This is a genomic window from Pseudomonas sp. R3-18-08 (assembly GCF_003852065.1).
GTDB lineage: Bacteria > Pseudomonadota > Gammaproteobacteria > Pseudomonadales > Pseudomonadaceae > Aquipseudomonas.
The window spans coordinates 4385385-4411008 of the sequence record NZ_CP027729.1 but is presented as its reverse complement, the minus strand read 5'-3'; the positions used below and the strand labels follow the sequence as shown (position 1 = coordinate 4411008).

At 61.2% G+C, this 25624-nt stretch carries 19 protein-coding genes; 12 read left to right on the top strand and 7 right to left on the bottom strand.

Annotation, left to right across the window (positions count from 1 at the left end):
• Positions 1-66: 66 nt before the first annotated feature.
• The 5 genes from C4J92_RS20180 to C4J92_RS20160 form a co-directional block, all read right to left on the bottom strand.
• Positions 67-714 (bottom strand): HAD-IB family hydrolase, encoded by a 648-nt coding sequence (locus C4J92_RS20180; protein WP_124365199.1) that lies wholly within the window; start codon positions 712-714, stop codon positions 67-69.
• Positions 715-787: 73 nt separating this feature from the next.
• Positions 788-1501: an HNH endonuclease signature motif containing protein gene (locus tag C4J92_RS20175; protein WP_124405054.1), complete on the bottom strand. Its 714-nt coding sequence runs from the start codon at positions 1499-1501 to the stop codon at positions 788-790.
• A gap of 99 nt (positions 1502-1600) precedes the next feature.
• On the bottom strand, positions 1601-2179 hold the full coding sequence (locus tag C4J92_RS20170; protein ID WP_124405053.1) for a Bro-N domain-containing protein: 579 nt from the start codon (positions 2177-2179) through the stop codon (positions 1601-1603).
• A gap of 316 nt (positions 2180-2495) precedes the next feature.
• Entirely contained in the window at positions 2496-3746 is a 1251-nt protein-coding gene (locus C4J92_RS20165; RefSeq protein ID WP_124405052.1) for a ribonucleotide-diphosphate reductase subunit beta, read from the bottom strand.
• Between the two features lie 483 nt (positions 3747-4229).
• Positions 4230-4499, bottom strand: a complete 270-nt coding sequence (locus tag C4J92_RS20160; RefSeq protein WP_124364059.1) for a DUF2790 domain-containing protein — start codon at positions 4497-4499, stop codon at positions 4230-4232.
• A 399-nt stretch (positions 4500-4898) separates the two neighbouring features.
• Between C4J92_RS20160 and acs the strand changes: the two genes are divergently transcribed.
• Positions 4899-6854: an acetate--CoA ligase gene (gene acs, locus C4J92_RS20155; RefSeq protein WP_124405051.1), complete on the top strand. Its 1956-nt coding sequence runs from the start codon at positions 4899-4901 to the stop codon at positions 6852-6854.
• 395 nt (positions 6855-7249) lie between these two features.
• On the opposite strand, the gene C4J92_RS20150 is transcribed toward acs, so the two are convergent.
• Positions 7250-7507: a hypothetical protein gene (locus C4J92_RS20150; RefSeq protein ID WP_124405050.1), complete on the bottom strand. Its 258-nt coding sequence runs from the start codon at positions 7505-7507 to the stop codon at positions 7250-7252.
• Between the two features lie 42 nt (positions 7508-7549).
• Between C4J92_RS20150 and C4J92_RS20145 the strand changes: the two genes are divergently transcribed.
• From C4J92_RS20145 to argR, 6 genes are all read left to right on the top strand, one after another.
• The gene (locus C4J92_RS20145) at positions 7550-8335 is read left to right on the top strand and encodes an ABC transporter substrate-binding protein (RefSeq protein ID WP_124405049.1); all 786 of its coding nucleotides are present in this window, start codon (positions 7550-7552) and stop codon (positions 8333-8335) included.
• 92 nt (positions 8336-8427) lie between these two features.
• On the top strand, positions 8428-9117 hold the full coding sequence (locus C4J92_RS20140; RefSeq protein WP_124405048.1) for an ABC transporter permease: 690 nt from the start codon (positions 8428-8430) through the stop codon (positions 9115-9117).
• The gene (locus tag C4J92_RS20135) at positions 9114-9812 is read left to right on the top strand and encodes an ABC transporter permease (protein ID WP_124371614.1); all 699 of its coding nucleotides are present in this window, start codon (positions 9114-9116) and stop codon (positions 9810-9812) included. The genes C4J92_RS20140 and C4J92_RS20135 overlap by 4 nt, the downstream gene beginning before the upstream one ends.
• A 1-nt stretch (position 9813) precedes the next feature.
• Positions 9814-10926 carry a succinylglutamate desuccinylase/aspartoacylase family protein gene (locus tag C4J92_RS20130; protein ID WP_124405047.1) on the top strand — a complete coding sequence of 371 codons (1113 nt, stop codon included), beginning with the start codon at positions 9814-9816 and terminating at the stop codon, positions 10924-10926.
• 27 nt (positions 10927-10953) lie between these two features.
• A complete protein-coding gene (locus tag C4J92_RS20125; protein ID WP_124371612.1) occupies positions 10954-11718 on the top strand; it encodes an ABC transporter ATP-binding protein in 765 nt (254 codons plus the stop codon).
• A gap of 207 nt (positions 11719-11925) precedes the next feature.
• Complete coding sequence (argR, locus tag C4J92_RS20120) at positions 11926-12906, top strand: transcriptional regulator ArgR (protein WP_124371611.1); 981 nt, start codon at positions 11926-11928, stop codon at positions 12904-12906.
• Between the two features lie 9 nt (positions 12907-12915).
• On the opposite strand, the gene C4J92_RS20115 is transcribed toward argR, so the two are convergent.
• Positions 12916-18828, bottom strand: coding sequence for a leucine-rich repeat domain-containing protein (locus tag C4J92_RS20115; protein WP_124405046.1), 5913 nt, complete (start codon positions 18826-18828; stop codon positions 12916-12918).
• Between the two features lie 302 nt (positions 18829-19130).
• On the opposite strand from C4J92_RS20115, the gene C4J92_RS20110 reads away from it, so the two are divergent.
• The 5 genes from C4J92_RS20110 (at position 19131) to astB (ending at position 25619) form a co-directional block, all read left to right on the top strand.
• Positions 19131-20351, top strand: coding sequence for an aspartate aminotransferase family protein (locus tag C4J92_RS20110; protein WP_124364051.1), 1221 nt, complete (start codon positions 19131-19133; stop codon positions 20349-20351).
• Between the two features lie 195 nt (positions 20352-20546).
• On the top strand, positions 20547-21566 hold the full coding sequence (gene aruF, locus C4J92_RS20105) for an arginine/ornithine succinyltransferase subunit alpha (RefSeq protein ID WP_124364050.1): 1020 nt from the start codon (positions 20547-20549) through the stop codon (positions 21564-21566).
• A gap of 60 nt (positions 21567-21626) precedes the next feature.
• Entirely contained in the window at positions 21627-22652 is a 1026-nt protein-coding gene (astA, locus tag C4J92_RS20100; RefSeq protein ID WP_124368060.1) for an arginine N-succinyltransferase, read from the top strand.
• Positions 22649-24118 carry a succinylglutamate-semialdehyde dehydrogenase gene (gene astD, locus C4J92_RS20095; RefSeq protein WP_164487569.1) on the top strand — a complete coding sequence of 490 codons (1470 nt, stop codon included), beginning with the start codon at positions 22649-22651 and terminating at the stop codon, positions 24116-24118. Before astA ends, astD begins: the two co-directional genes overlap by 4 nt.
• A gap of 154 nt (positions 24119-24272) precedes the next feature.
• On the top strand, positions 24273-25619 hold the full coding sequence (astB, locus tag C4J92_RS20090; protein ID WP_124405044.1) for an N-succinylarginine dihydrolase: 1347 nt from the start codon (positions 24273-24275) through the stop codon (positions 25617-25619).
• Positions 25620-25624 lie beyond the last annotated feature (5 nt).

Sequence of the window (25624 nt, the reverse complement as noted above, 5' to 3'; positions counted from 1 at the left end):
AGGTGTCGAGCTTTAGCGAGGCTCCGATGGGATCACCTCACCCTCCCAGCCACCCCTGTGCCCGCATCACCGCTGCAACCGGGCCCGCCTTTTCTTCTTCGCATGAAAATGCCGAAAATGCGCATCCTGCGCCGCCGCCAGCAACTCCCGATCCCCGCGCGTATCGCCCCAGGCCCGCAGCCGATACTCGCCCAAATCCCCATACACCGCCTCAAGCCGCAGCACCTTATTCTCACAGCGGCAATTATTCCCGGTGAGCTTACCGGTCAACACCCCGTCGACCACCTCAAGCTCCGTGCCGATCAAGCGGATCCCCAGCCGATCGGCAAACGGCTGCAACACCAACGCCGGCGACGCCGAACACAGCGTCACCACCGCCCCCGAGCCCAACTCCTGCTCCACCGACAACACGCCCGCCGGGCGCATCAACCGCGCCCAATTGCGCTGGCAATACTCCTCGGCCTTGCGCTGCACCCACGCCTTCTCCACCCCGGTCATAAAGGTGCGAATCAACTGCGCCTTCAACTCATCCCGGCTGATCTGCCGCACCAAAAAGCGCAGCCCCGGCACCGCCAGCTTCACCATCCGGCCATAAAACGCGCCGGTGCCAAAGGCAAACTTGAGGAAGGGCACGAAACTGTCGTGGTGGGTGAGGGTGCCGTCGAAGTCAAAGACGGAAAGTACTTTGGCGTCAACGGGGCCGGCTTCGAGCATGTCTGGGTTCACGGGTTGGCCTCGGTCCTATCTAATATTTTTTTGAATGTGCATCAGGTGTGACAGCAGGAGTCTACTCCCGTGCCAATCTTCCGATTTTGGCGTAAAGCCCTTCGGTGTACGCCTCCCGGTCACTCGACCGGTGACAACGCTGATGGCAATTGGGGCACAAGGCTACAGCATTGGTGATGCGATCCGAACCCTTCTGGGCCAGGTGCTTGACGTGATGTACTTCAAGAAATGGCAAACCGTCGACCTCAAACGGCGCGTTAGAGCTGCAGCCTTCGCAGATGCCCTCGGCCTCTTTCAGTACCCAGGCGCGTACCTTTGGGTCGCGAACAAAAGCGGTGCTGATGGTCGAGACCTTCTGCGGCTGGGCAATGCCGTCCGGTAGCTTAGTGAAAGGTTGTTGCTGCAGTTTGGACGCGCGGCGGATAAGCATTTGCTCGTCTGCTGTTTGGGCAGCGTCTTCGGATTCGAATACACCCTGCGCGGCCAGCGCTTGGCGGATGCGTTGCTCCACGCCTGTGCCCACGTTCTTCGCAGGCTTATAGCCTTCGATGCGGTCCCTGCCCATACGTACCAGAACGGTTGAGATATTTTGCATGCGAAATTCGATGGAGCCCTTCGCGCGGCCTGCCACTGGGCCTTCACGTAGAAGGCGGTTTTCGAGGGCTTTGTTGAAAGGGTGGCCATTCTTTTCCCAGGCCAACATCTTTAGGTATGCCTCGACCGCAGCTGCCAGCTCCGCGTCGCTCAAGTCCGTTTTGTCTTTCGTAATATCCATACAGCCGCCGAGGGTAGAAAACCCTCGGACGATACTGAGTAGCCATTATTGCGTCTACGAAATTTCCTACGCATTGGTAGGATTCGGCGGTCGTCAGAGTTAGTAGATTCGCTGCTTCATTCGGAAAGGTTGAGTGACCTTGCGCCACCATGAAGTCCTTGCGGACTCTTTCCGATAGGTTCGATTGACCAACAGATACGGCATGTCTCGAAGGCGAATCCAGCCTTCATCCTGCCAGTGCAGCAGGTGCAACGACATCTCAGGCCAATCCAGCATGCTCAGTAGCGGTCGCTCCACCGTTCGGGGTTGGTGCTCGTCACGCAACGTCGGGACGACTTCATGAGTGAGCCAACTCCGTAACAGCCTGTTCTCTGGGGCGTAGTGATAGACCAGCAGTGCATATGCACCGGACTCGCTGACCATCAGCATCTCTTCCGGTTGACCGTGGAACAGCAATTTCAAGTATTGCCGTTGATCGGCATCGAGCTTACGAGTCGTTCTTTCATCCAGGCAGTAACCCATCAAGCGCCCGAGGTCGCGCGCACAGAGCCACGGTTGGTTTTCTAAAAGGAGGGCGTGTAGGGGAAGATGATGTCTGGTGAACACGACGGCAATAGAAGGCTCAGGTATTACTGCATTCTTGGCCGTCGGTAAGTCGAGCAGATATTGGTTAGGCATTTCCTATGACCTCTACGTGATTTTCAGGAGGGCCAGGGCCCAACGTAGAGAGCGGATTCAAGAAACTCCAACAGGCTTGCCCGTCATGCAGCATCACGTCCCCATGACCAAAGATCAGGTGGATTTCTGCTGTGCGATCAGGGCTAGCGTCTACGTTGGGCGTTTCTTAGGCACCGGCGGACGAGGCTATCAGTATCGAAGTTCGCATCAATCATTTTGTGGATGATCCTTGCGTAAGACAGTTCCTATTCAGATCATAAGCGCATAAAAAAGCCCTGAACAAGTCAGGGCTTCTCAAGGTTGCTTAACTTAGGAATCAATCCCAGCTCAACGCCCCACCCGTCTGATACTCAATCACCCGAGTCTCAAAGAAATTCTTCTCTTTCTTCAAATCCATAATCTCGCTCATCCAAGGGAACGGATTCGTCGTCCCCGGATACTCTTCCTTCAACCCAATCTGCGACAAACGACGGTTAGCAATGAACTTGAGGTAATCCTCCATCATCGCTGCATTCATGCCGAGCACGCCGCGTGGCATGGTATCGCGCGCATATTCGATCTCCAGCTGGGTCCCTTGCAGGATCATCTGGGTCGCTTCTTCCTTCATCTCGGCATCCCACAGGTGCGGGTTTTCGATTTTGATCTGGTTGATCACATCGATACCGAAGTTCAGGTGCATCGACTCATCGCGCAGGATGTACTGGAACTGTTCAGCCACGCCGGTCATTTTGTTGCGGCGGCCCATGGAGAGGATCTGGGTGAAGCCGCAATAAAAGAAGATGCCTTCCAGCACGCAGTAGTAGGCGACCAGGTTGCGCAGCAGTTCCTTGTCGGTGTCGACGGTGCCGGTTTCGAACTTCGGATCGGAGATCGAACGGGTGTACTTCAGGCCCCAGGCCGCTTTCTTCGCGACCGATGGAATCTCGTGGTACATGTTGAAGATCTCGCCTTCATCCATGGCCAGCGATTCGATGCAGTACTGGTAGGCGTGGGTGTGGATCGCTTCTTCGAAGGCCTGGCGCAGGATGTACTGGCGGCACTCCGGGTTGGTGATCAGGCGGTACACGGCCAGCACCAGGTTGTTCGCAACCAGGGAGTCGGCGGTGGAGAAGAAGCCGAGGTTGCGCATGACGATGCGGCGCTCGTCGTCGGTCAGGCCTTCGGGGTCTTTCCACAGGGCGATGTCGGCGGTCATGTTGACCTCTTGCGGCATCCAGTGGTTGGCGCAGCCGTCGAGGTATTTCTGCCAGGCCCAGTCGTACTTGAAGGGCACGAGTTGGTTGAGGTCGGCGCGGCAGTTGATCATGCGTTTTTCGTCGACGGCGACGCGGGCGGAGGCGCCTTCTAGTTCGGCGAGGCCTTCGGCGACGTCGAGTTTGTCCAGGGCGGCCTTGGCGCGCACGATGGCGGCGGAGTCATTGGCGGTGACGGCGCGGGCTTCGATGGCGGCGGCAGCGCCGGCACCGTCGAGGCGGTCCATGTTGGCTTCGGTGGCGTGGCCGGCGTTGGCGCCTTTGGTGGCTACTTCGCTTTCTTCTTCTTTGTCGAATTCGTCCCAGCTCAGCATGACGTGTCGTCTCCTGCGTGAGGGCTCAAAGGTGCCCGTGTGAAACCGGATGGTTGGGTGTTCACACGGCCCTCGGGCCGCGGTGGATCTTAAGGAATCGTTTGTTGCAGCAGCTAGCGCAGGCATTAAACGCAATTGGGTTACGGGTTCTGCATGAGGCTTGAGGTGCGGAGCGGCGGGGGCTTGCTCCAGCGGAGGCCTCAGGTCTGGCTCTTCGTCCCTGTGTAAAGGGATATTGCAGGCCCGATTTACCCGCGCATTATAGGGAAAAATTCGGGTTTGTGTTGTGGCGGATTGTCCCGGTGAGCGGACAAAAAGGCTGCTATTTGGGCCAGGGCGAGGGTTTGCAGGGGGTTGGCGGGGTAGGAAGTTTTTGACGGGCGGTGGGATGTTTTTTTGTGGAGGGGAGGGCGGTGGATTAAGGACCGGCTCTTTGCCGCAAGAACGATTTCTTGCGGCGAACAAGAATCCACTAACCAATAATCAGCCGTTAGAGCAACCATTACCCATTACATGATAATTAAGAATATGACGCTGACCTTGGGAATCTTCATATTCCATCTTCGCCGGTACAACTTCGCATACTTCCGGGATGTTGCTCATGGAGACTACTTTAGCGACGTCCAAGTGGGTGCTGTAGGTATAGTCCTCAACAATCGGGGCGTTCTGGCCAGCCAGCTCGGTCGGGGCTTCGTCGGCCAGGGCGGCGGTGGCGCACAGGCTGCTGAGGGCTAAAACTAATAACGCTTTCATTTCTCTATTTACCTTCTTCAGGGCGAAAGGGGTCACGGGGCCCTATGTGAGGCCGCGTGTGTAACTTGAGAGTTGGGAAGTTCGGATTAACGTTGCCTTCGTGGGGGCTGTTGCGGTGTTAATCTCGGTGTCGTGTTGACGGGGTTGATTCTAGGCCTGCGGCTTATATTCATATACCCGTGGTTTTGATAAACACTTTTGGCAGTTTTTGTAACAATCCCCCGATGAAGGTTTTTTCAGAAACCCGCGAAGCGCCACGGGGCGCGGGCCAGAGCGGCAGCGGGGCATAGCTGGGTAATTTGTAGGGTCTTGTTACTACCATCGTCGAATGGTTCTATAGGCCCACCCCGGCTACAACAGGGGCCATACAACAACAACTATGTCACCGAGGTAAGAAAGATGAGTGCGGCTTCCCTGTACCCCGTTCGCCCCGAAGTAGCAGCCAACACGCTGACCGACGAGGCGACCTACAAGGCGATGTACCAGCAATCGGTGGTCAATCCCGATGGTTTCTGGCGCGAGCAAGCCAAGCGTCTTGACTGGATCAAGCCTTTCACCACGGTGAAGCAGACGTCGTTCGACGATCACCATGTCGACATCAAGTGGTTCGCCGATGGCACCCTGAACGTTTCCTACAACTGCCTGGACCGTCACCTCGCCGAGCGTGGCGACCAGATCGCCATCATCTGGGAGGGCGATGACCCTGCCGAGAGCCGCAACATCACGTACCGCGAGCTGCATGAACAAGTCTGCAAATTCGCCAACGCCCTGCGCGGCCAGGATGTGCATCGCGGCGACGTGGTGACTATCTATATGCCGATGATCCCCGAAGCCGTGGTCGCCATGCTCGCCTGCACCCGCATCGGTGCGATCCATTCCGTGGTGTTCGGCGGTTTCTCGCCGGAAGCCCTGGCCGGTCGCATCATCGACTGTAAGTCGAAGGTGGTGATTACTGCCGACGAAGGTATTCGCGCTGGTAAGAAGATTCCGCTGAAGGCCAACGTCGATGACGCACTGACCAACCCGGAAACCAGCAGCATCCAGAAGGTCATCGTGTGCAAGCGCACCAATGGCACGATCAAGTGGAACCAGCATCGCGACATCTGGTACGAAGACCTGATGAAAGTGGCGGGCACCGTGTGTGCGCCCAAAGAGATGGGCGCCGAAGAAGCGCTGTTCATCCTCTACACCTCCGGTTCCACCGGCAAGCCCAAGGGCGTGCAACACACCACCGGCGGCTACCTGCTGTATGCGGCCCTGACCCATGAGCGCGTGTTCGACTACCGCCCAGGCGAAATCTACTGGTGCACTGCGGACGTGGGCTGGGTCACCGGCCACACTTATATTGTCTACGGCCCGCTGGCGAATGGCGCGACCACCTTGCTGTTTGAAGGTGTGCCGAACTATCCGGACATCACCCGGGTGGCGAAGATCGTCGACAAGCACAAGGTCAATGTCCTCTACACCGCACCCACCGCGATCCGCGCGATGATGGCATCGGGCACCGCCGCCTGCGAAGGCGCCGATGGCAGCAGCCTGCGCCTGTTGGGCTCGGTAGGCGAGCCGATCAACCCGGAAGCCTGGGACTGGTACTACAAGAATGTCGGCCAATCCCGTTGCCCGATTGTCGACACCTGGTGGCAGACCGAAACCGGCGGCAACATGATGAGCCCGCTGCCGGGCGCCCATGCGCTCAAGCCGGGTTCGGCGGCGCGGCCGTTCTTCGGTGTGGTGCCGGCGCTGGTGGATAACCTCGGCAACCTGATCGAAGGCGCGGCCGAGGGCAACCTGGTGATCCTCGATTCGTGGCCGGGCCAGGCGCGTACGCTGTTTGGCGACCATGACCGTTTTGTGGACACCTACTTCAAGACCTTCCGCGGCATGTACTTCACCGGCGACGGTGCGCGGCGCGACGAGGATGGCTACTACTGGATCACCGGGCGTGTGGATGACGTGTTGAACGTGTCCGGCCACCGCATGGGCACGGCCGAGATCGAAAGCGCCATGGTCGCGCACCCGAAAGTCGCGGAAGCGGCGGTGGTCGGCGTGCCGCATGACATCAAGGGGCAGGGCATTTATGTCTATGTCACTTTGATCGGTGGCGAAGAGCCGACCGAACAATTGCGCCTGGAGCTGAAAAACTGGGTGCGCAAGGAAATCGGCCCGATTGCCTCACCGGACGTGATCCAGTGGGCGCCGGGTTTGCCGAAGACGCGTTCGGGGAAAATCATGCGACGGATTCTGCGCAAGATTGCCACGGCTGAGTATGACGGGTTGGGGGATATCTCCACCCTGGCCGACCCAGGGGTGGTGGCGCATTTGATCGAGACGCACAAGACCATGAACGTCGCGTAAGGCGGGATTGGTGGGAAAGAGCCCCACTCGGTGTGAGCCGGGTGGGGCTTTTTTGTGGGATCTCGAAATCACTACAAATCCAATGTGGGAGGGGGCTTGCCCCCGATTGCTGTGGTTCAGTGCTAAATATGCCAACTGATCCACCGCCATCGGGGGCAAGCCCCCTCCCACATTTTGGACTGCATTTTATTGGGGATATGGGCAGGGTCTTACACACCTGCATAAGCCCCAGCCCAATAAATATCGGTTTATTACATAGGACGTTTCTGAATGTTACCGATACTCCGGAATGTGTAACCCATCACCCAAACCTGAGGCAAAGCGCTACGCTTGTCCCCCTAAAAACCGCGTTTCAGACACCCTTTGAAATAAGATTAAACGCCACACTTGCCGTGCTAGAAGGGTTTGCGAATAATAGGCCCGCAATTTGCAGCATCAGCTGGTTTAATATCTTTTGTCTCTGCATAAAATTCAGAGACTGTCAATGAGTTGGAACCGCTTTCTCGGTGCTTCTGTAAATTGTTGTCGCATTGAGGAAATATCGGCTTCCAGCCTGTCGTTAGAATGCCGATCACTCGCTCGTCGTCGCTGGCACGCACTGGCGCAGGACGCTGCACCGCTTTCGGTTTCACCTTCGCCGCATCGTGGGCCATGGCTCATACTGCTGTTTTGCCCTATACCGATGGAGTCCCAAGATGAAGAAACTCGTGCTGTTGGGCGCCCTGGCGCTGTCCGTGCTGTCCATGCAGGCTTTCGCTGAAGGCAAACCGCTGAAAATTGGTATCGAAGCCGCTTACCCTCCGTTTGCCTCGAAGGCGCCGGATGGCAGCATTGTCGGTTTTGACTACGACATCGGTAACGCCCTGTGCAAGCAGATGGACGTGAAGTGCACGTGGGTCGAGCAGGAATTCGACGGTCTGATCCCGGCGCTGAAAGTGCGCAAGATCGACGCGATCCTGTCATCCATGTCCATTACTGAAGACCGCAAGAAATCCGTGGACTTCACCACCCGCTACTACCTGACCCCAGCTCGCCTGGTGATGAAGGAAGGCACTGCCGTCAGCGACAGCCTGGATGAATTGAAAGGCAAGAAGATCGGCGTGCAGCGTGGTTCGATCCATGACCGTTTCGCCAAGGAAGTCCTGGCTCCGAAGGGCGCCACCATCGTTCCTTACGGCACCCAGAACGAAATCTACCTGGACGTGCAAGCCGGTCGCCTCGACGGCACCGTGGCCGACGCCACCCTGCTGCAGGACGGTTTCCTGAAAACCGACGCCGGCAAAGGCTACGCGTTCACAGGTCCCGCGTTCACCGACGTCAAATACTTCGGCGACGGCGTAGGCATCGCGGTTCGCAAAGGCGACAAGGAAAACCTGGAGCGCATCAACGCCGCTATTGCCGCGATCCGCGCCAACGGCGAATACAAGAAGATCCAGGACAAGTACTTCGACTTCGATATTTACGGCGCTGATGCCAAGTAAATAGTCGCAGCTGTCTGTCCGAAATGGCGCAAGCAACAGAACACTCTGAAGTTTGCGCCATTTTTTCATCCCCTTTTTCGAGGACCTGAATCATGTTGAAAGGCTACGGGGCCGTCATCCTCGATGGCGCATGGTTGACGCTTCAGCTCGCCTTGTCGTCCATGGCCCTGGCCATTGTTCTGGGTCTGATCGGGGTCGCGTTACGCCTGTCGCCGGTGCGCTGGCTGGCGTGGCTGGGCGACCTGTACTCCACGGTGATCCGCGGGATCCCCGACCTGGTGCTGATCCTGCTGATTTTCTACGGTGGCCAGGACTTGCTTAACCGCGTCGCGCCGATGCTCGGCTTTGACGACTATATTGACCTGAACCCCCTGGCCGCCGGTATCGGCACCCTGGGTTTCATCTTTGGCGCCTACCTCTCGGAAACCTTCCGCGGCGCCTTCATGGCCATTCCCAAGGGCCAGGCCGAGGCCGGCCTGGCGTATGGCATGAGCAGCTTTCAGGTGTTTTTCCGGGTGATGGTGCCGCAGATGATCCGGCTGGCAATCCCCGGTTTCACCAATAACTGGCTGGTACTCACCAAGGCCACCGCGCTGATTTCGGTGGTGGGCCTGCAAGACATGATGTTCAAGGCCAAGCAGGCGGCCGACGCCACCCGCGAGCCTTTTACCTTCTTCCTCGCAGTGGCGGCGATGTACCTGGTGATCACCAGCATGTCGTTGCTGGCCCTGCGCTATCTTGAGAAGCGCTACTCGGTAGGCGTAAGGGCGGCTGATCTATGATCTTCGACTACAACGTCATCTGGGAGGCCATGCCGCTGTACCTTGGCGGCTTGCTGACCACCCTGAAACTGCTCGCCATTTCGCTGTTCTTCGGCTTGCTCGCCGCCTTGCCCCTGGGCTTGATGCGCGTGTCCAAGCAGCCGATCGTCAACGGCGTGGCATGGCTCTACACCTATGTGATCCGCGGCACACCGATGCTGGTGCAACTGTTCCTGATCTACTACGGCCTGGCCCAGTTCGAGGCCGTACGGGAAAGCTTCCTGTGGCCGTTGCTGTCCAGCGCCACGTTTTGCGCGTGCCTGGCGTTCGCGATCAACACCAGCGCCTACACCGCCGAGATCATCGCCGGCAGCCTCAAGGCCACGCCCAATGGCGAGATCGAAGCGGCCAAGGCCATGGGCATGTCGCGCTACAAGCTGTACCGTCGCATCCTGTTGCCGTCGGCCCTGCGCCGCGCGCTGCCGCAGTACAGCAACGAAGTGATCATGATGCTGCAGACCACCAGCCTGGCCTCCATCGTCACCTTGATCGACATCACCGGTGCCGCGCGCACGGTGAATGCCCAGTACTATCTGCCCTTTGAAGCCTATATCACCGCTGGCGCGTTCTACCTGTGCCTGACGTTCATCCTGGTGCGCCTGTTCAAGTTGGCCGAGCGCCGCTGGCTGAGCTACCTGGCGCCACGGAAGCATTGATATGGAACGTATCGATCACCTGTTGCCCTGGGGCCACCTGGGTTGTGAGCGCCAGCTGAGTGTGTTCCGTTTCGGCAGTGGCGAGCGCAAGGCCTACATCCAGGCCAGCCTGCACGCCGATGAATTGCCCGGCATGCGCGCCGCCTGGGAGCTGAAAAAACGCCTTACCGACCTGGAACGCCAAGGTGCGCTCAATGGCGTGATCGAGCTGGTGCCCGTGGCCAATCCGATGGGCCTGGGCCAGCTGCTGCAAGGCAGCCACCAGGGGCGTTTCGAGGTCGGCAGCGGCAAGAATTTCAACCGCGATTTCGTCGAGTTGAGCGCGCCCGTCGCCGAGCGTCTGCACGGCAAGCTGGGCGATGACCCCCACGCCAATGTGCGCCTGATCCGCCAGGCCATGAGCGACGTGCTCAGCGCCTTGCCGCCGCCGAGCAGCCAGTTGCAAGGCATGCAGCGCATTCTGCTGAGCCATGCCTGCACCGCCGACATCGTCCTCGACCTGCATTGCGACGCCGAAGCCGCGCTGCACATGTATGCGCTGCCCCAGCACTGGCCGCAGTGGCGTTCGCTGTCGGCGCATTTGAATGTGAAGGTCGGCCTGCTGGCGGAAGATTCCGGTGGCAGTTCGTTTGACGAGGCGTGTTCGCTGCCGTGGCTGCGCTTGTCCCGGGCGTTCCCCGAGGCACAGATTGCGCTGGCCTGTCTGGCGACGACCCTGGAGTTGGGCGGCCAGGCCGACACCGGCCGCGACGAGGCGATCTTCCACGCCGAGGGCATCCTGGCGTTTCTCGCCGAACAAGGCTTGATCAAGGGCGAATGGCCCGCACCGCAGCACGAGGCGTGTGAAGGCATGCCCTTCGAAGGCACCGAGCTGCTGTTCGCCCCCCACGCCGGGGTGATCAGTTACCTGCGTAAAGCCGGTGACTGGGTTGAAACCGGCGAACCGATTTTTGAAGTGATTGATCCTCTGACCGACCGCGTCAGCATCGTCTGCGCGGGCACGTCCGGGGTGTTGTTCGCCGTTGAACGGCTCCGTTATGCCCAAGCGGGTTTCTGGCTGGCCAAGGTGGCGGGGCGCGAAGCGCTGCGTCACGGGCGCTTGCTCAACGACTGACCACCTGTTTTTGTGAGAACCGACCGCATGTACAAACTTGAAGTCCAAGACCTGCATAAACGCTATGGCAGTCATGAAGTGCTCAAAGGCGTGTCCCTGGCCGCCGCTGCCGGTGATGTGATCAGCATCATTGGCTCCAGCGGTTCGGGCAAAAGTACCTTTTTGCGCTGTATCAACCTGCTCGAGCAACCTCACGCCGGCAAGATTCTGCTCAATAACGAAGAGCTGAAACTGGTCGCGAACAAAGATGGCGCCATGAAGGCCGCCGACCCTAAACAACTGCAACGCATGCGTTCGCGCCTGTCCATGGTGTTCCAGCATTTCAACTTGTGGTCGCACATGACCGCGCTGGAAAACGTGATGGAAGCGCCGGTGCATGTGCTTGGCATGTCGAAAAAAGACGCCCGTGAAAAGGCCGAGCATTATCTGGCCAAGGTCGGCGTGGGCCATCGCAAGGACGCGTTCCCCGGCCACATGTCCGGCGGCGAGCAGCAGCGCGTGGCGATCGCCCGTGCCCTGGCGATGGAGCCCGAGGTGATGCTGTTCGACGAACCCACCTCGGCCCTCGACCCGGAGCTGGTCGGCGAAGTGCTCAAGGTGATGCAGGATTTGGCTCTGGAAGGCCGCACCATGGTGGTGGTGACCCACGAAATGGGCTTTGCCCGTGAGGTGTCGAACCAGTTGGTGTTCTTGCACAAAGGTATCGTCGAAGAGCGCGGTAACCCGCGTGAAGTGCTGGTGAATCCGCAGTCTGTGCGTCTTCAGCAGTTCCTCTCCGGCAGCTTGAAATAACCCACTTCACTGGAGACGCTGCACCCTGTGGGAGGGGGCTTGCTCCCGATAGCGGTACATCAGATACACATTTGCTGACTGATCCGCCGCTATCGGGAGCAAGCCCCCTCCCACATGGGATCTTCATGGTTTTTGAGATTTGTGTTGGTTTACCGGCTAGCATTGGCCTTTGTCTTCATTACCGTTACTCGCTTCGGATAGCCTTCCATGACCGCCCACAAAATTGGTTTCCTGATTTGGCCCAGCACAAAAGCCCTCACGCTTGCGCTGGCTGAGGAGGCCTTGCGCGTTGCTCAGCGGGTGCATCCGGACGTGGTCTACGAGCTGTCGTTTTTGCTCGCAGAGCCGGCCACCGAAGGCGCCTGGCAACTGCCGGGCGAACCGTGGGCCGGTAAGCTGGAAGGCTTCCAGAAACTGTTCCTGCTGGCCGATGAGCCGCCGACCGTCATCGCTTCCCAGCTCAGTTCGGCGCTCAAGCAACTGGTGCGGGCAGGGTGTGTGATCGGTGGCCTGTCGGCCGGTGTCTACCCCTTGGCCCAGCTCGGCCTGCTCGACGGCTACCGCGCCGCCGTGCACTGGCGCTGGCAGGATGATTTTGCCGAGCGTTTCCCCAAGGTCATCGCCACCAGCCATCTGTTCGACTGGGATCGCGACCGCCTGACCGCCTGCGGTGGCATGTCGGTGCTCGACCTGCTGCTGGCGGTATTGGCCCGTGACCACGGCGCTGAACTGGCCGGTGCGGTCTCCGAAGAACTGGTGGTGGAGCGCATCCGCGAAGGCGGCGAGCGCCAGCGCATTCCGCTGCAAAACCGCCTGGGCTCCAGCCATCCGAAGCTGACCCAGGCGGTGTTGCTGATGGAAGCCAATATCGAGGAGCCGCTGACCACCGATGAAATCGCCCAACACGTGTGCGTGTCGCGACGACAACTGGAGCGGATCTTCAAGCAGTACCTCAATCGCGTCCCCAGCCAGTACTACCTGGAACTGCGCCTGAACAAGGCGCGCCAGATGCTCATGCAGACCAGCAAGTCGATCATCCAGATCGGCCTGTCGTGCGGCTTCTCCTCGGGGCCGCATTTTTCCAGCGCCTACCGCAACTTCTTTGGCGCCACCCCGCGTGAAGACCGCAACCAGCGGCGCAGCAGCAGCCCGTTCGAACTGTCGTCGGTGCCGTCCGAGCGCGGTTGAGTCGCGCCGTTATTCCTCCATCGGCCGGGGCGTGCCGGGCGCCGACAGGGGAACGCCGGCGCCGTCGAACATCGCGTCTTCCACGCCTAATTCGTAGCCCGTCTGGCGGTAGTAACTGCGCAGCAGTTCCAGGCTTTGCGCAGACAACGGATTGCCGCTCAAATCAGAGTCGTCATCCAGCGGCATGGGCATTTCCAGCAGGTCGCTGGGCAGCTCCATGATCTGGTTGTCGCTCAGGTCCACGACCCGCAGGCGGCGCAGGCTGAAGATCCCTTCCGGTACGTTTGTCAGCTCACAGCTGTGCAGGTAAACCGATACCAACCGCCCGAAATGACGCAGGTCAGGCGTCAGGGTCAGGGGGTTGTTGCTCAGGTCCAGATATTCCAGCTGGACCAGGCCCGACAGCAGCTCATTGCTGGCGGGCGTCAAGCGGATGTGGTTTTGCGCCAGCTTCAGGTAGCGCAGGCGTCCCAGGTGCACCAACGAGGCGGGCAGGTCGCCCAGCGTGTGGCTCTCGATAGTCAGGTTGATCAGGTTGGGAAAACACCTGAGCAACCCGTCGACCTGTTGATTGGTGCCGTCGCCGATGATTTCCAGCAGGGTGACGTGGTCGAAGCGCGCGGTCAGCGTCGGCATGTCCCCCAACAGTTGCCCTTCGAACACCAGCTTGAAGCTGCGTCGGATAAACACGCCGGAGTCGTCCAGTTCGCCTTCCCGGCGCCAGCAACGTTCGAGCAGGCTTTTGAAGGCCAGTCGGCGCAGTTGTTCACGTGCGCGGGTGTCTTCGTCCAGCACCGTGTCGAGCAGCGGATCCCGTTGCGGGATGTCCGCGGCCCAGGCCAGCAACTGGCGTTGCAACTGGCGGTATTCGACGCCCCGGCGCGTGATTTCAAGCGCGGCGGCGTCCAGGTCGCCGGGCAACTGAAAATACAGGCGATTGATTTCGCGGGCGCCCAGGCTTGGGTACAGTGCCTGGAGCTGCTGCACGTGCATCGGGGGCGCCTCGACGTTCCAGTGTTCGCCGCTAGCCTGGCAGTAGGTCTTGATACGCGCCAATGTTTGCCGCGACAACGGGTTACCCGCCAGGTCGAACGACGCGCTGAAGGCGGCGGGCAATGCAAACCCCTGATCGGAAATGTCCTCGATGACGTTGTGGCTCAGGTCGACCCGTGTTCGATAAACACTGCCGGAGAGCAGCGCCGGCGGAATTTCGCGCAGGCCTGTGTTACTGAGCGACAGGCTGGCGAGGTTGCTCAGGCGGTTGAAGTCCGGCAGCCAGCTCAGGCGGTTGTTCGCCAGATCCAGGTGCTTGAGGTGAACCATGCCGGACAGCACCTGGGTGCTGACGGGGTTGAGGGTGAGTCCGCAGTCGTCCAGGCGCAGGTGGGTCAATCGCAGCAGGTGCGGCAAGGTCTTGGGAAAGTGATTGAGGGCATAGTGCTCAACGGACAGCCGTTCCAGGTTGGGAAAACTGCGTAGGAACGCCCCCAACAGCAGGTCGGAACCATCGCCGCTCAGCAGCAGGGATGAGACCTGCTTGAGTGGCCGGCTCAGGGCGGGAAGCTCGCCGCTGACGGGGTGCGTCAGCCTGAGTGTGAAGCATGGCTGATCGCCCTGGGCCTGTTCATCCTGCTCGGCTTCCCGGCGCCAGACAGCCTCGAGGGTGTCCACCAACCGTGCGCGGGCGGCGCGCGCCTGGACCGACGCCAGCGGGTTTTCGGCCCAGGGACTCAGGTCCTGGCGAATGCTGCGGTAATCGGCGCCAAGCTGCTCCAGCGCGGCCTCGGTGGCGTCGAGGACACCTGGAAAATCAAAAATGAGCTGATTGATGTCATCGTCGCTCAGGGTCGGGAACAGGCGTTTGGCCTGCTCGATGTCCGCACTGGGCGCATCGATATCCCAGCGGCCTGTGGTCCTTTGATAGTAAGCCTTGACGCGCTGCAGGGTCGCCCGCGAAAGCGGGTTGGCGCTGAGGTCGAACTTGCGGCTGGTGGCCACCGGCATATCGAAAAGCGCTGCCGGCAGCTCGCTGATCTGGTTGTTCGACAGCACCGCCAGTCCCAGCTCCGGGCGGTCGAGCATGCCCGGCGGCAGCTCGCGAATGCCGGTATAGCTTAAATCCAGGTGCTGCAGCCGGGGCATATTGGCGACGCTGGGGGTCAGGCCCAGCGGGTTGTTGTACAGGTCCAGGGTCACCAGGCGGGTCATGCCGCCGAGGACTGCACGGCTTTCTTCGCTCAAGATAATGTTGCAGTCGCTCAGGATCAGGGTGTTGAGGTCGGGCAGTCGGGCGATGCTCGGCGCAAGGCGGCCGAGGGAAAATTTGCTGATGTTCAAGTGACGCAGGCGTTGAAACATTTGCACAAACCTGTCCACCTCCAGCGGGGTGTGCGCACCGCTCAACTCCAGCAGGGTGATGTGCTCGAAACGAGCGGTGAGTACCGGCAGTTCGCCGTAGATGGGCATCGTCAATTGCAGCTTATGGCCGTTGAGAGCCGGCTGTTGGTGAAACTCATCAATCTGGGTTTCCTGACGCCAGCTACGCCTGATTTCCTCGGCCCACAGCCCGCGATCGCGGCGGGCGTATTGATACTCCTGGGTCGTCAGTGGTGCCTCGGTAATGGGGTGGAACGGCGGCGTCGCGTGCTCCCACACGGCAAGGTCGGTGTCCATTTTGTCGTACTCGGCCTGCAGCGTGATCAGGCTGGGCAGGGCGCCGCCCGGTCGGTCTTCCAGGGTTTGCACCAGTTCGCTGATCTGCTCGCGGTTGAGCCGAGGCAGCAGGTGGTGGGCGCGCTGCTCGAGGGAGAGCTGCGCCTGTGACGGTCCGGCGGCCTGGTAGCCTTCCATGCCGCCACGCAGGCGCATCACTTCGGGATCATAGGTGGGTTCGCGATAGGTGTCCTTGCCGAGCAGGGCGCGCAATTGCTCGCGGTCCAGTACATGTTCGGCAACCGCCTGGCGCAGGCGTTCGCCCTGGCCGATATGGATGTCCAGGGCGTCGCGCTGGCTGTCCGGGATAGCCTGGAGGATGGCGGTGTAGAAATCGGTGTCGGCGAACACCGGCCCCGTTTCATCGACCGGGGTGTAGTGGCCCGTTTCGGTGCGCACCAGGGTCCTCTTGAGTGTGGCGCCTTCGGCGCCGATGGCTTGCAGCAGTGGGCCGTTGGCGTGGTACTCGCGCAGTTCCAGGCGCAGGTCGGTCGACCATCCGGGCAGGCGTTCAAGGGACTGCAGGACCAGCAGATAGGTGTCCGGGTTGTCGACGGCGTCCAGGTACAACCCTTCGTAGGCACGGGTGGTGCGCACCTCCAACTGGGCCGAGGCGGCCTGCTCGACGATACGGGTGGGCACCTTGCCGAGGTCAATGGCCCGCCACTCCGCGCCGCTGGCACTGGCCAGCAGTTCCTCGGCCACGCTGGTGGGCAGCCCGCGTTCCGGGGCGGCATCAATGATTTTTTGCAGCGAGGCAATGGGGCTGCGTTCTTCGCTGCGGTAGCGGGAGTCGAACAGGTTGAAGCGTTTGTCGTGGGCAAGCCGGGCGATTTTTTTGCGCAGGGCGCCGGCGCGCAGGTGAGTGTGCGGGGCGGGCAGGCCGGCGGGTTCCTCCAGCAGCAGCTTGCGCTCGGGTTCATCCAGGCTGTCGATCAGGATGCGCAGCAATTCACCGTTTTTCAGCTGGCTTTCGCGCACCTGCACCACATGCGCACCGGATTGCCCGGCGAACTCCCACTGGGTATTGCCGCTGGAGTCGACAAGACGCAGTGTCCTGGATACCGGCCATAGACCGTCGCTGGTCAGTACCTGCAACTGAGTCTGGATATCGGCCTGCCGGTAAATTGCGGGGTCATCGCTGTTCATTTGCGTGATGAAGTCTTGCAGCGCCTGGTCAATCTTGAAGCGCTTGAGGGTGTCGGCCAGCAGCGGGGGGAGCGTTTGCTGGCGCATGTGCATCTCGCGCAAGGCATTGGCGTGGGTGCCGCTGACGCTATGTGCCTGGCGCAGGCGGGCGTCGCTGAGCCCGTCCGCCCGGTAGCCGAGGCGACGCATCAGGGTGGCATTGTCCCAGTTCAGCGGGCGCTCCATTTCGGTGATCCAGGCGCCCTGGCCGTTGTTCAGTAACCGTGGAGCGTAGGCGGCTGGGCGGCTGGGGTGGCGTAGGGAATAGCGCAGGCTGGCGGGGTCTTGTTGCAGGCTGTAGTAATCGCCATCCAAGGGCAGCAGGATATTGCCGTTATAGCGGTACAGGCCTTGTGGGTCGGGACGTACTGTCTTGGGCGGTGTGAACTTGACACGATAGGGCGCAAGGTCGGGTTTCCACAGGCGCTGACCGCCCTCGGGTGTGGTCACGGGTGTCAGGCCGTTGAGAAAACCCAGGCACTCGCCGGGCAGTACCTTGCGCAACAAGCCTTGGGCGATAGGGATTCCGGTGGCAAACAAGCCCAGTTGCACCAGTTGCTCGACAAACCCCATGGTGTGCCCGAACGCTTCCCGCGTCAGGCCTTCAGCCCAGTCGATAACGCCCTCGAAGGCCTCGTCCAGCAGTTGGTAGGCGGTGTAGCCCAGCATCAGCAGCCCAAGCGGTGGAACAAAAGGGCTGGCAATCAGGGCTGCCACTTGCAGCAGCGCCGAGCCGATTTTCTGCACCAGATCCCAGCGCTCCCAACGGGCCTTGCGGTTGACGGCGGCGGTGGACACCGCCTGGCTGCTCGCGTCATCGCGCAACTTGCTCAACTTCATCTGGTACAGGTGCTGGAACAGGGGTTGCTTGATGGGCAGGCCACGAAACTCCAGTTTCGGCCGGTCCACCTCGGTCTCGCGCCAGCTCGGCAGCGGGTCGCCCGGCGTATGGGGGTGCCAGGTCACTTCGCTCAAGCGGCGGTTGAGGTCGGCGAAGAAGCTGCCGATATCGGCATGGCTGACAAAACGGCTGAAAAAGTGTTGAAAGTCCGTCGAACGCAGCCGTGCCGTGAGCGCCTGCATAAACGCCTGCGCGCTGGGGTATTGCTTGATCGGGTGCTGCGGGTCGTCGGGGATATAGGCGATGACCGGCGCCACCGCGCGGCTTGAGTCCAGGTGCGGCGAAAACACCACAATCCCGACCAGGCGACTGGACATGATGACCAGCTCATGGGCGATCAATGCCGGGCGCTGGCTGGCGTGGCTGATCAGGCTGTGCACCGCGTCATACCCGGCCTGCGGGATGTCGCCCTTGAGCAGCGCCATGTACAGCGACAGCTTGAGCGCGCTGGCCTGGCTTTGCTCGACGCGGGCCTGAAGCACCGCTTCGGCCACGGGGTTGCCCAGCCCCAGGTAATCCTCGAGATAACGCTGGTAGCGCCCGCCTATATCGAGTTCGCGGCACAGTGTGGCGAATTGCGCGACGCTGATGCGCGCTGCAATCGCCGGCAGGCTCTGGAAGTGCCCGGCGGCATTGGGCTGGGTGCTGAAGCCGGAGTTCTGCTCGTAGGCATCGGGCTCGGCTTCAGCCGGCTCGAAGTTGTGCAGGGCGGCCTTCAGCAGCGATACGCTCCAGGTGCGCGAAGCCCCGGCCCTGACGCGAACCCCGGCGAGGGTCAAGGGCACGTAGAGTTGCAGCCAGGTGCTGCGCACATCCAGGTCCAGCGCATATTGGCGCTTGAGCGCCGCTTGCAGCAACTCGGCGCCAAACGTCTCCGGGCTCTTGAGCTCGGCCAGGGCCTTGTCCACTTGGTTCTGCCGGGTCCAGGCTTCGCCGTTCAGGCGCTTGAGTTCTGCGTGTTGGGCGTCGCAGGCGTGCTTGTACCAGTCGGGAATACTCGGCGCGTGTTCGCCAAGGGCCGAACGCCTGGCGGGCGCGGCATCCCCCAGCCAGTGGGGGATGGCCTGCGTGAGGATTGCGTGGTGGATGTCGGGTGCGACGGGGACGGGGCGTTGGCGCATTGGATCGGTCCTTGAGGTACAGGTATTTATCCAGCAGACCAGTCCACGCCCGATCGACGGCGGTAAATACGTGGTGCGCCACGCCCGCGCCGATTTGCGAAGATCCCCTGCGCACGGAGCGGGCGCACGGTTTAAACTGCGCCATTGCGACGCTATTTGTCGCATTGGCGTAAACCCGCGTAAAACGCGGGTTGGCGCTATAAGAAGTTGTCGCTTGGCGGCAAGGCCGCACTGAAAACTGTCCTTACAATCCCTGCATCGCCCGCCAGTTCCAGGCAGGCGTTCCTCTTCAGGAGACTCCGATGTCCGTTGAGCAAGCCCCGGTGCAACGTGCCGATTTCGATCAGGTCATGGTTCCCAACTATGCGCCTGCCGCCTTCATTCCCGTGCGTGGCGCAGGTTCGCGCGTGTGGGACCAGGCGGGTCGCGAGCTGATCGACTTTGCCGGCGGTATCGCGGTCAACGTATTGGGCCACGCCCACCCGGCGCTGGTCGGCGCACTGACCGAGCAGGCCAACAAGCTGTGGCATGTCTCCAACGTGTTCACCAATGAGCCGGCGCTGCGCCTGGCGCACAAGCTGATCGACGCCACGTTTGCCGAGCGTGTGTTCTTCTGCAACTCCGGCGCCGAAGCCAACGAGGCCGCCTTCAAGCTGGCCCGTCGCGTTGCGTTCGACCGTTTCGGCAGCGAGAAGTACGAGATCATCGCCGCGCTGAACAGCTTCCATGGCCGGACCCTGTTCACCGTCAACGTCGGTGGCCAGTCGAAGTACTCCGATGGTTTCGGGCCTAAAATCACCGGCATCACCCACGTTCCTTATAACGACCTGGAGGCTTTGAAAGCCGCCGTGTCGGACAAGACCTGCGCCGTGGTGCTGGAGCCGATCCAGGGCGAAGGCGGTGTACTGCCGGCCGAGCTGGCTTACCTGCAAGGCGCTCGCGAATTGTGCGACGCGAACAACGCGCTGCTGGTGTTCGACGAAGTGCAAACCGGCATGGGCCGCAGCGGCCACCTGTTTGCTTACCAACACTACGGCGTGGTGCCGGACATCCTCACCAGCGCCAAGAGCCTGGGTGGCGGTTTCCCGATTGCCGCGATGCTCACCCGTGAAGACCTGGCCAAGCACCTGGTGGTCGGCACCCACGGCACCACCTACGGCGGCAACCCGCTGGCGTGCGCAGTGGCTGAGGCGGTGATCGACGTGATCAACACTCCCGAGGTGCTGGCCGGCGTGAATGCCAAGCACGACCTGTTCAAGGCGCGCCTGGAGCAGATCGGCGAGCAGTACGGCATCTTCACCCAAGTGCGTGGCATGGGCCTGCTGATCGGTTGCGTGTTGAGCGATGCGTTCAAGGGCAAGGCCAAGGACGTGTTCAACGCCGCCGAGAAAGAAAACCTGATGATCCTGCAAGCCGGCCCGGACGTGGTGCGTTTCGCGCCGAGCCTGGTGGTGGAAGAGGCGGACATCAACGAAGGCCTGGATCGCTTCGAACGTGCCGTAAAAACGCTGACCCAAGCCTGATAGCGACACCCTTTGCCGGCTGCACTGGGTCAAAAATGTGGGAGGGGGCTTGCCCCCGATTGCGGTGTATCAGCCAGCTTATCTGTAGCTGACCCACCCCCATCGGGGGCAAGCCCCCTCCCACATTGGGAACTATGGTGTGCCTGGCCTTGCGGTATTTTTTCCCTATGATTTTTCGAGTTAAGGAGTGACACCATGCTGGTGATGCGCCCCGCGCAAATGGCTGATCTGGGCGAGGTACAGCGTCTGGCTGCGGACAGCCCGATTGGTGTCACCTCCTTGCCGGATGATGTGGAACGCCTGAGCGACAAGATCGCGGCCAGCGAAGCGTCCTTCGCGGCCGAGGTGAGTTTCAACGGTGAAGAAAGCTATTTCTTCGTGCTCGAAGACACCGAGACGGGCAAGCTCGCGGGCTGCTCGGCCATCGTCGCGTCGGCCGGCTACTCGGAGCCCTTCTACAGTTTCCGGAACGAAACCTTCGTGCACGCCTCCCGCGAGCTGAAGATCCACAACAAGATCCACGTGTTGTCCCAGTGTCACGACCTCACCGGTAACAGCCTGCTCACCAGTTTCTACGTGGTGCCTGAGCTGGTCGGTTCGCCGTGGTCGGAGCTCAACTCCCGTGGCCGCCTGTTGTTCGTCGCCAGCCACCCCGAGCGCTTTGCCGATTCAGTGGTGACCGAGATCGTCGGCTACAGCGACGAGAACGGTGATTCGCCGTTCTGGGACGCCATCGGCCGCAACTTCTTCGACCTCAATTACGCCGCCGCCGAGCGCCTGTGCGGGCTGAAAAGCCGTACGTTCCTCGCCGAGCTGATGCCGCATTACCCGATCTACGTGCCGCTGCTGCCGGACGAAGCCCAGGAAGCCATGGGCCAGGTGCACCCGCGTGCGCAGATCACCTTCGATATCCTCATGCGCGAGGGCTTCGAAACCGACCATTACATCGACATCTTCGACGGCGGCCCAACGCTGCACGCGCGGGTTTCGGGCATCCGCTCGATCGCCCAGAGCCGCGTGGTGCCGGTGAAAATCGGCGAGATGCTCAAGGGTGTCGGCCGCCAGTACCTGGTGAGCAACGCGCAGTTGCAGGATTACCGTGCGGTGATGCTGGAGCTGGACTACGCGCCCGGCAAACCGGTGACCCTCGACCTCGCCGCCGCCGAAGCCCTGGGCGTTGGCGAAGGCGCGAGCGTGCGTCTTGTTGCAGTGTGAGAGCCGGTATAAAACAGAGTTTCGCGGGTGGCTGCAAAGCGGCCCGTTCGAGGAGATAGCATGATCGTTCGTCCCGTACGCAGCAGCGATTTACCGGCCCTGATTGATCTGGCGCGCAGCACCGGCACCGGCCTCACCACCTTGCCGGCCAACGAAGAGCGCCTGACCCACCGCGTGGGCTGGGCCGAGAAAACCTTTCGCGGCGAAGCCGGGCGCGGCGATGCCGACTACCTGTTCGTGCTGGAGAACGACGAAGGCCGCGTGGTGGGCATTTCGGCCATCGCCGGCGCCGTCGGCCTGCGCGAGCCGTGGTACAACTTCCGGGTCGGCCTGACGGTCAGCGCCTCCCAGGAATTGAACATCTACCGCGAAATTCCGACGCTGTTCCTGGCCAACGACCTCACCGGCAACTCCGAGCTGTGTTCGTTGTTCCTGCACGCCGATTACCGCAACGGCCTCAACGGCCGCATGCTGGCCAAGGCGCGCATGCTGTTCATTGCCGAGTTCCCGCAACTGTTCGGCAACAAGATCATCGCCGAAATGCGCGGCGTGTCCAACGAAGCGGGGCGCTCGCCGTTCTGGGAAAGCCTGGGCCGGCACTTCTTCAAAATGGAATTCAGCCAGGCCGACTACCTCACCGGTGTCGGCAACAAAGCGTTTATCGCTGAGCTGATGCCCAAGTTTCCGCTGTACAGCTGCTTTCTTTCCGAAGACGCGCGCAACGTGATCGGCAAGGTCCATCCGGATACCGAGCCGGCGCTGAGCATGCTCAAGAGCGAAGGCTTCAGCTACCAGGGCTATGTGGATATCTTCGACGCCGGCCCGGCGGTTGAGTGTGAAACCAGCAAGATCCGTGCGGTGCGCGACAGCCAGGCGCTGGTGCTGGCCATCGGTACGCCGGGGGACGATGCCACGCCGTTCCTGATCCATAACCGCAAACGCGAAGACTGCCGCATCACTGCTGCCCCGGCTCGCTTGGCGGCGGGCACGTTGGTGGTCGATCCGCTGACCGCCAAGCGTCTGCAGCTGGTGGTCGGTGATCAAGTGCGTGCCGTACCGTTATCCGCAGCCCGGGAGTCGAAATAATGAATTCGTTGTACATCGCAGGTAGCTGGCTGGCCGGCCAGGGTGAACTGTTTGAATCGCGTAACCCGGTAACCCAGCAGGTGCTGTGGAGCGGCAACGGCGCGACGGCCGAGCAGGTCGAGTCCGCCGTGCAGGCCGCACGCCAGGCATTTCCAGGCTGGGCGCGGCGTTCGTTGGAAGAGCGCATCAGTGTGCTCGAAACCTTCGCCAGTACCCTGAAAAGCCGCGCAGATGAAATCGCCCGCTGCATCGGTGAGGAAACCGGTAAGCCGCTGTGGGAATCGGCCACCGAAGTCACCAGCATGGCCAACAAGATCGCGATCTCGGTGCAAAGTTATCGCGAGCGTACCGGCGAGAAGAGCGGCCCCCTGGGCGACGCCACCGCTGTGCTGCGTCACAAGCCCCACGGCGTGGTGGCGGTGTTCGGCCCTTACAACTTTCCTGGCCACTTGCCGAACGGGCATATCGTCCCGGCGCTGCTGGCGGGCAACACCGTACTGTTCAAGCCGAGCGAGCTCACGCCGAAAGTGGCCGAGTTGACCGTGCAGTGTTGGGTCGAAGCGGGTTTACCGGCGGGCGTGTTGAACCTGCTGCAAGGTGCGCGGGAAACCGGCATCGCGTTGGCCGCCAACCCAGGCATCGACGGGTTGTTCTTCACCGGTTCCAGCCGCACCGGCAACCATCTGCACCAGCAGTTTTCCGGGCGTCCGGACAAGATCCTGGCCCTGGAGATGGGCGGCAACAACCCGCTGGTGGTGGACGAAGTGGCCGACATGGATGCGGCGGTGTACACCATCATCCAGTCGGCGTTTATCTCTGCCGGCCAACGCTGCACCTGCGCCCGTCGCTTGCTGGTGCCGCAAGGCGCCTGGGGTGATGCGTTGCTGGCGCGTCTGGTGGCCGTCAGCGCGGCCATTGAAGTGGGCGCGTTCGACCAGCAACCGGCGCCGTTCATGGGCTCGGTGATTTCCCTGGCGGCCGCCAAAGCCTTGATGGACGCCCAGGAACTGATGTTGGCCAATGGCGCCGTGGCACTGCTGGAAATGACCCAGCCGCGGGACCAGGCCGCCTTGTTGACCCCAGGCATCATCGACGTGACGGCGGTGGCCGAGCGCGAAGACGAAGAACTGTTCGGCCCGCTGTTGCAGGTGATTCGCTACGCGGATTTTGCCGCCGCCATTACTGAGGCCAATAACACCCAGTACGGCTTGGCTGCTGGTTTGCTCTCGGATTCCGAGGCGCGTTACCAGCAGTTCTGGCTGGAAAGCCGCGCCGGCATCGTCAACTGGAACAAACAGCTGACCGGCGCCGCCAGCACCGCACCGTTCGGCGGGGTAGGGGCTTCGGGCAACCACCGCGCCAGTGCGTATTACGCGGCGGATTATTGCGCGTACCCGGTGGCGTCGCTGGAAACTCCGAGCCTGGTCGTGCCAGCCACACTAACCCCCGGCATTACGCTGGCCTGAATGTGGGAGGGGGCTTGCCCCCGATAGCGGTGTGTCAGTCACCTGATTTACTAACAGGCAGATTGCTATCGGGGCAAGCCCCCTCCCACAGGGGTTCAGTGGTGTATTCAAGTAATTGAAGCCTATAAAAACAGATGTTCGTGGAGCCTCGCCGATGAAATCCTATGAAGTCAATTTTGACGGTCTAGTGGGGCCGACCCATAACTACGGCGGTTTGTCCTTCGGCAACGTCGCGTCCCAGAGCAACAGCCAGCAACACTCCAACCCCAAGGAAGCGGCGTTGCAGGGGCTGCAGAAAATGAAAGCGCTGATGGACATGGGCTTTGTGCAAGGCGTGCTTGCACCCCAGGAACGTCCGGACGTGGCCGCCTTGCGCAGCCTCGGTTTCAGCGGCACCGACGCGCAGGTCATTCAGCAGGCGGCCAAGCAGGCCATGCCATTGCTGGTGGCGAGTTGCTCGGCGTCGAGCATGTGGGTGGCCAACGCGGCCACGGTCAGCCCCAGCGCCGATACGACGGACGGCCGCGTGCACTTCACCGCTGCCAACCTCAACTGCAAATACCACCGCAGCATCGAACACCCGACCACCAGCCGCGTGCTGGGGGCGATGTTTGCCGATCAGCAGCACTTTGCGCACCACGCCGCGTTGCCGGCAGTGGCGCAGTTCGGTGATGAAGGCGCGGCGAACCACACGCGTTTTTGCCGTGACTATGGCGAGGCGGGCGTAGAGTTCTTTGTATTCGGCCGCAGTGCGTTCGACGCCCGTTACCCGGCGCCGCAGAAATACCCGGCGCGCCAGACGCTCGAGGCGTCCCAGGCGGTTGCGCGTCTGCACGGCCTGAAGGATGAAGGCGTGGTCTACGCCCAGCAGAACCCGGCGGTGATCGATGCCGGTGTGTTCCACAACGACGTGATCGCGGTAGGCAATGGCGAAGTGCTGTTCTACCACGAGGACGCGTTCCTCCATACCGAACAGATGCTCGCTGAGTTGCAGGGCAAACTGGGCAAGCTGGGCGGCAATTTCCAGTCGGTCTGCGTGCCGCGTGCCCAGGTCAGTGTGGAGGACGCGGTGCGCTCCTACCTGTTCAACAGCCAGTTGCTGACCCGTCCTGACGGCTCGATGCTGCTGATCGTGCCGGAAGAATGCCGCGCCAACGAGCGTGTCTGGCAGTACCTGCAACAGCTCACGGCCTCCGGCGGCTTGATCCGCGAAGTGAACGTATTCGACCTCAAGCAAAGCATGCAGAACGGCGGCGGCCCGGCGTGCCTGCGTTTGCGTGTGGCACTGAACGAAACCGAACTGGCGGCGGTGAATCCAGGCGTTATCATGACCGCGCCGCTGTACGACACGCTGACCCAGTGGGTCAACAAGCACTACCGCGACAGCCTGCGCGAAACCGACCTGGCTGACCCGCAACTGCTGCTTGAGTGCCGGACGGCACTGGATGAACTGACGCAAATCCTTAAACTGGGCTCGGTTTATCCTTTCCAGACCCATTAACGCCC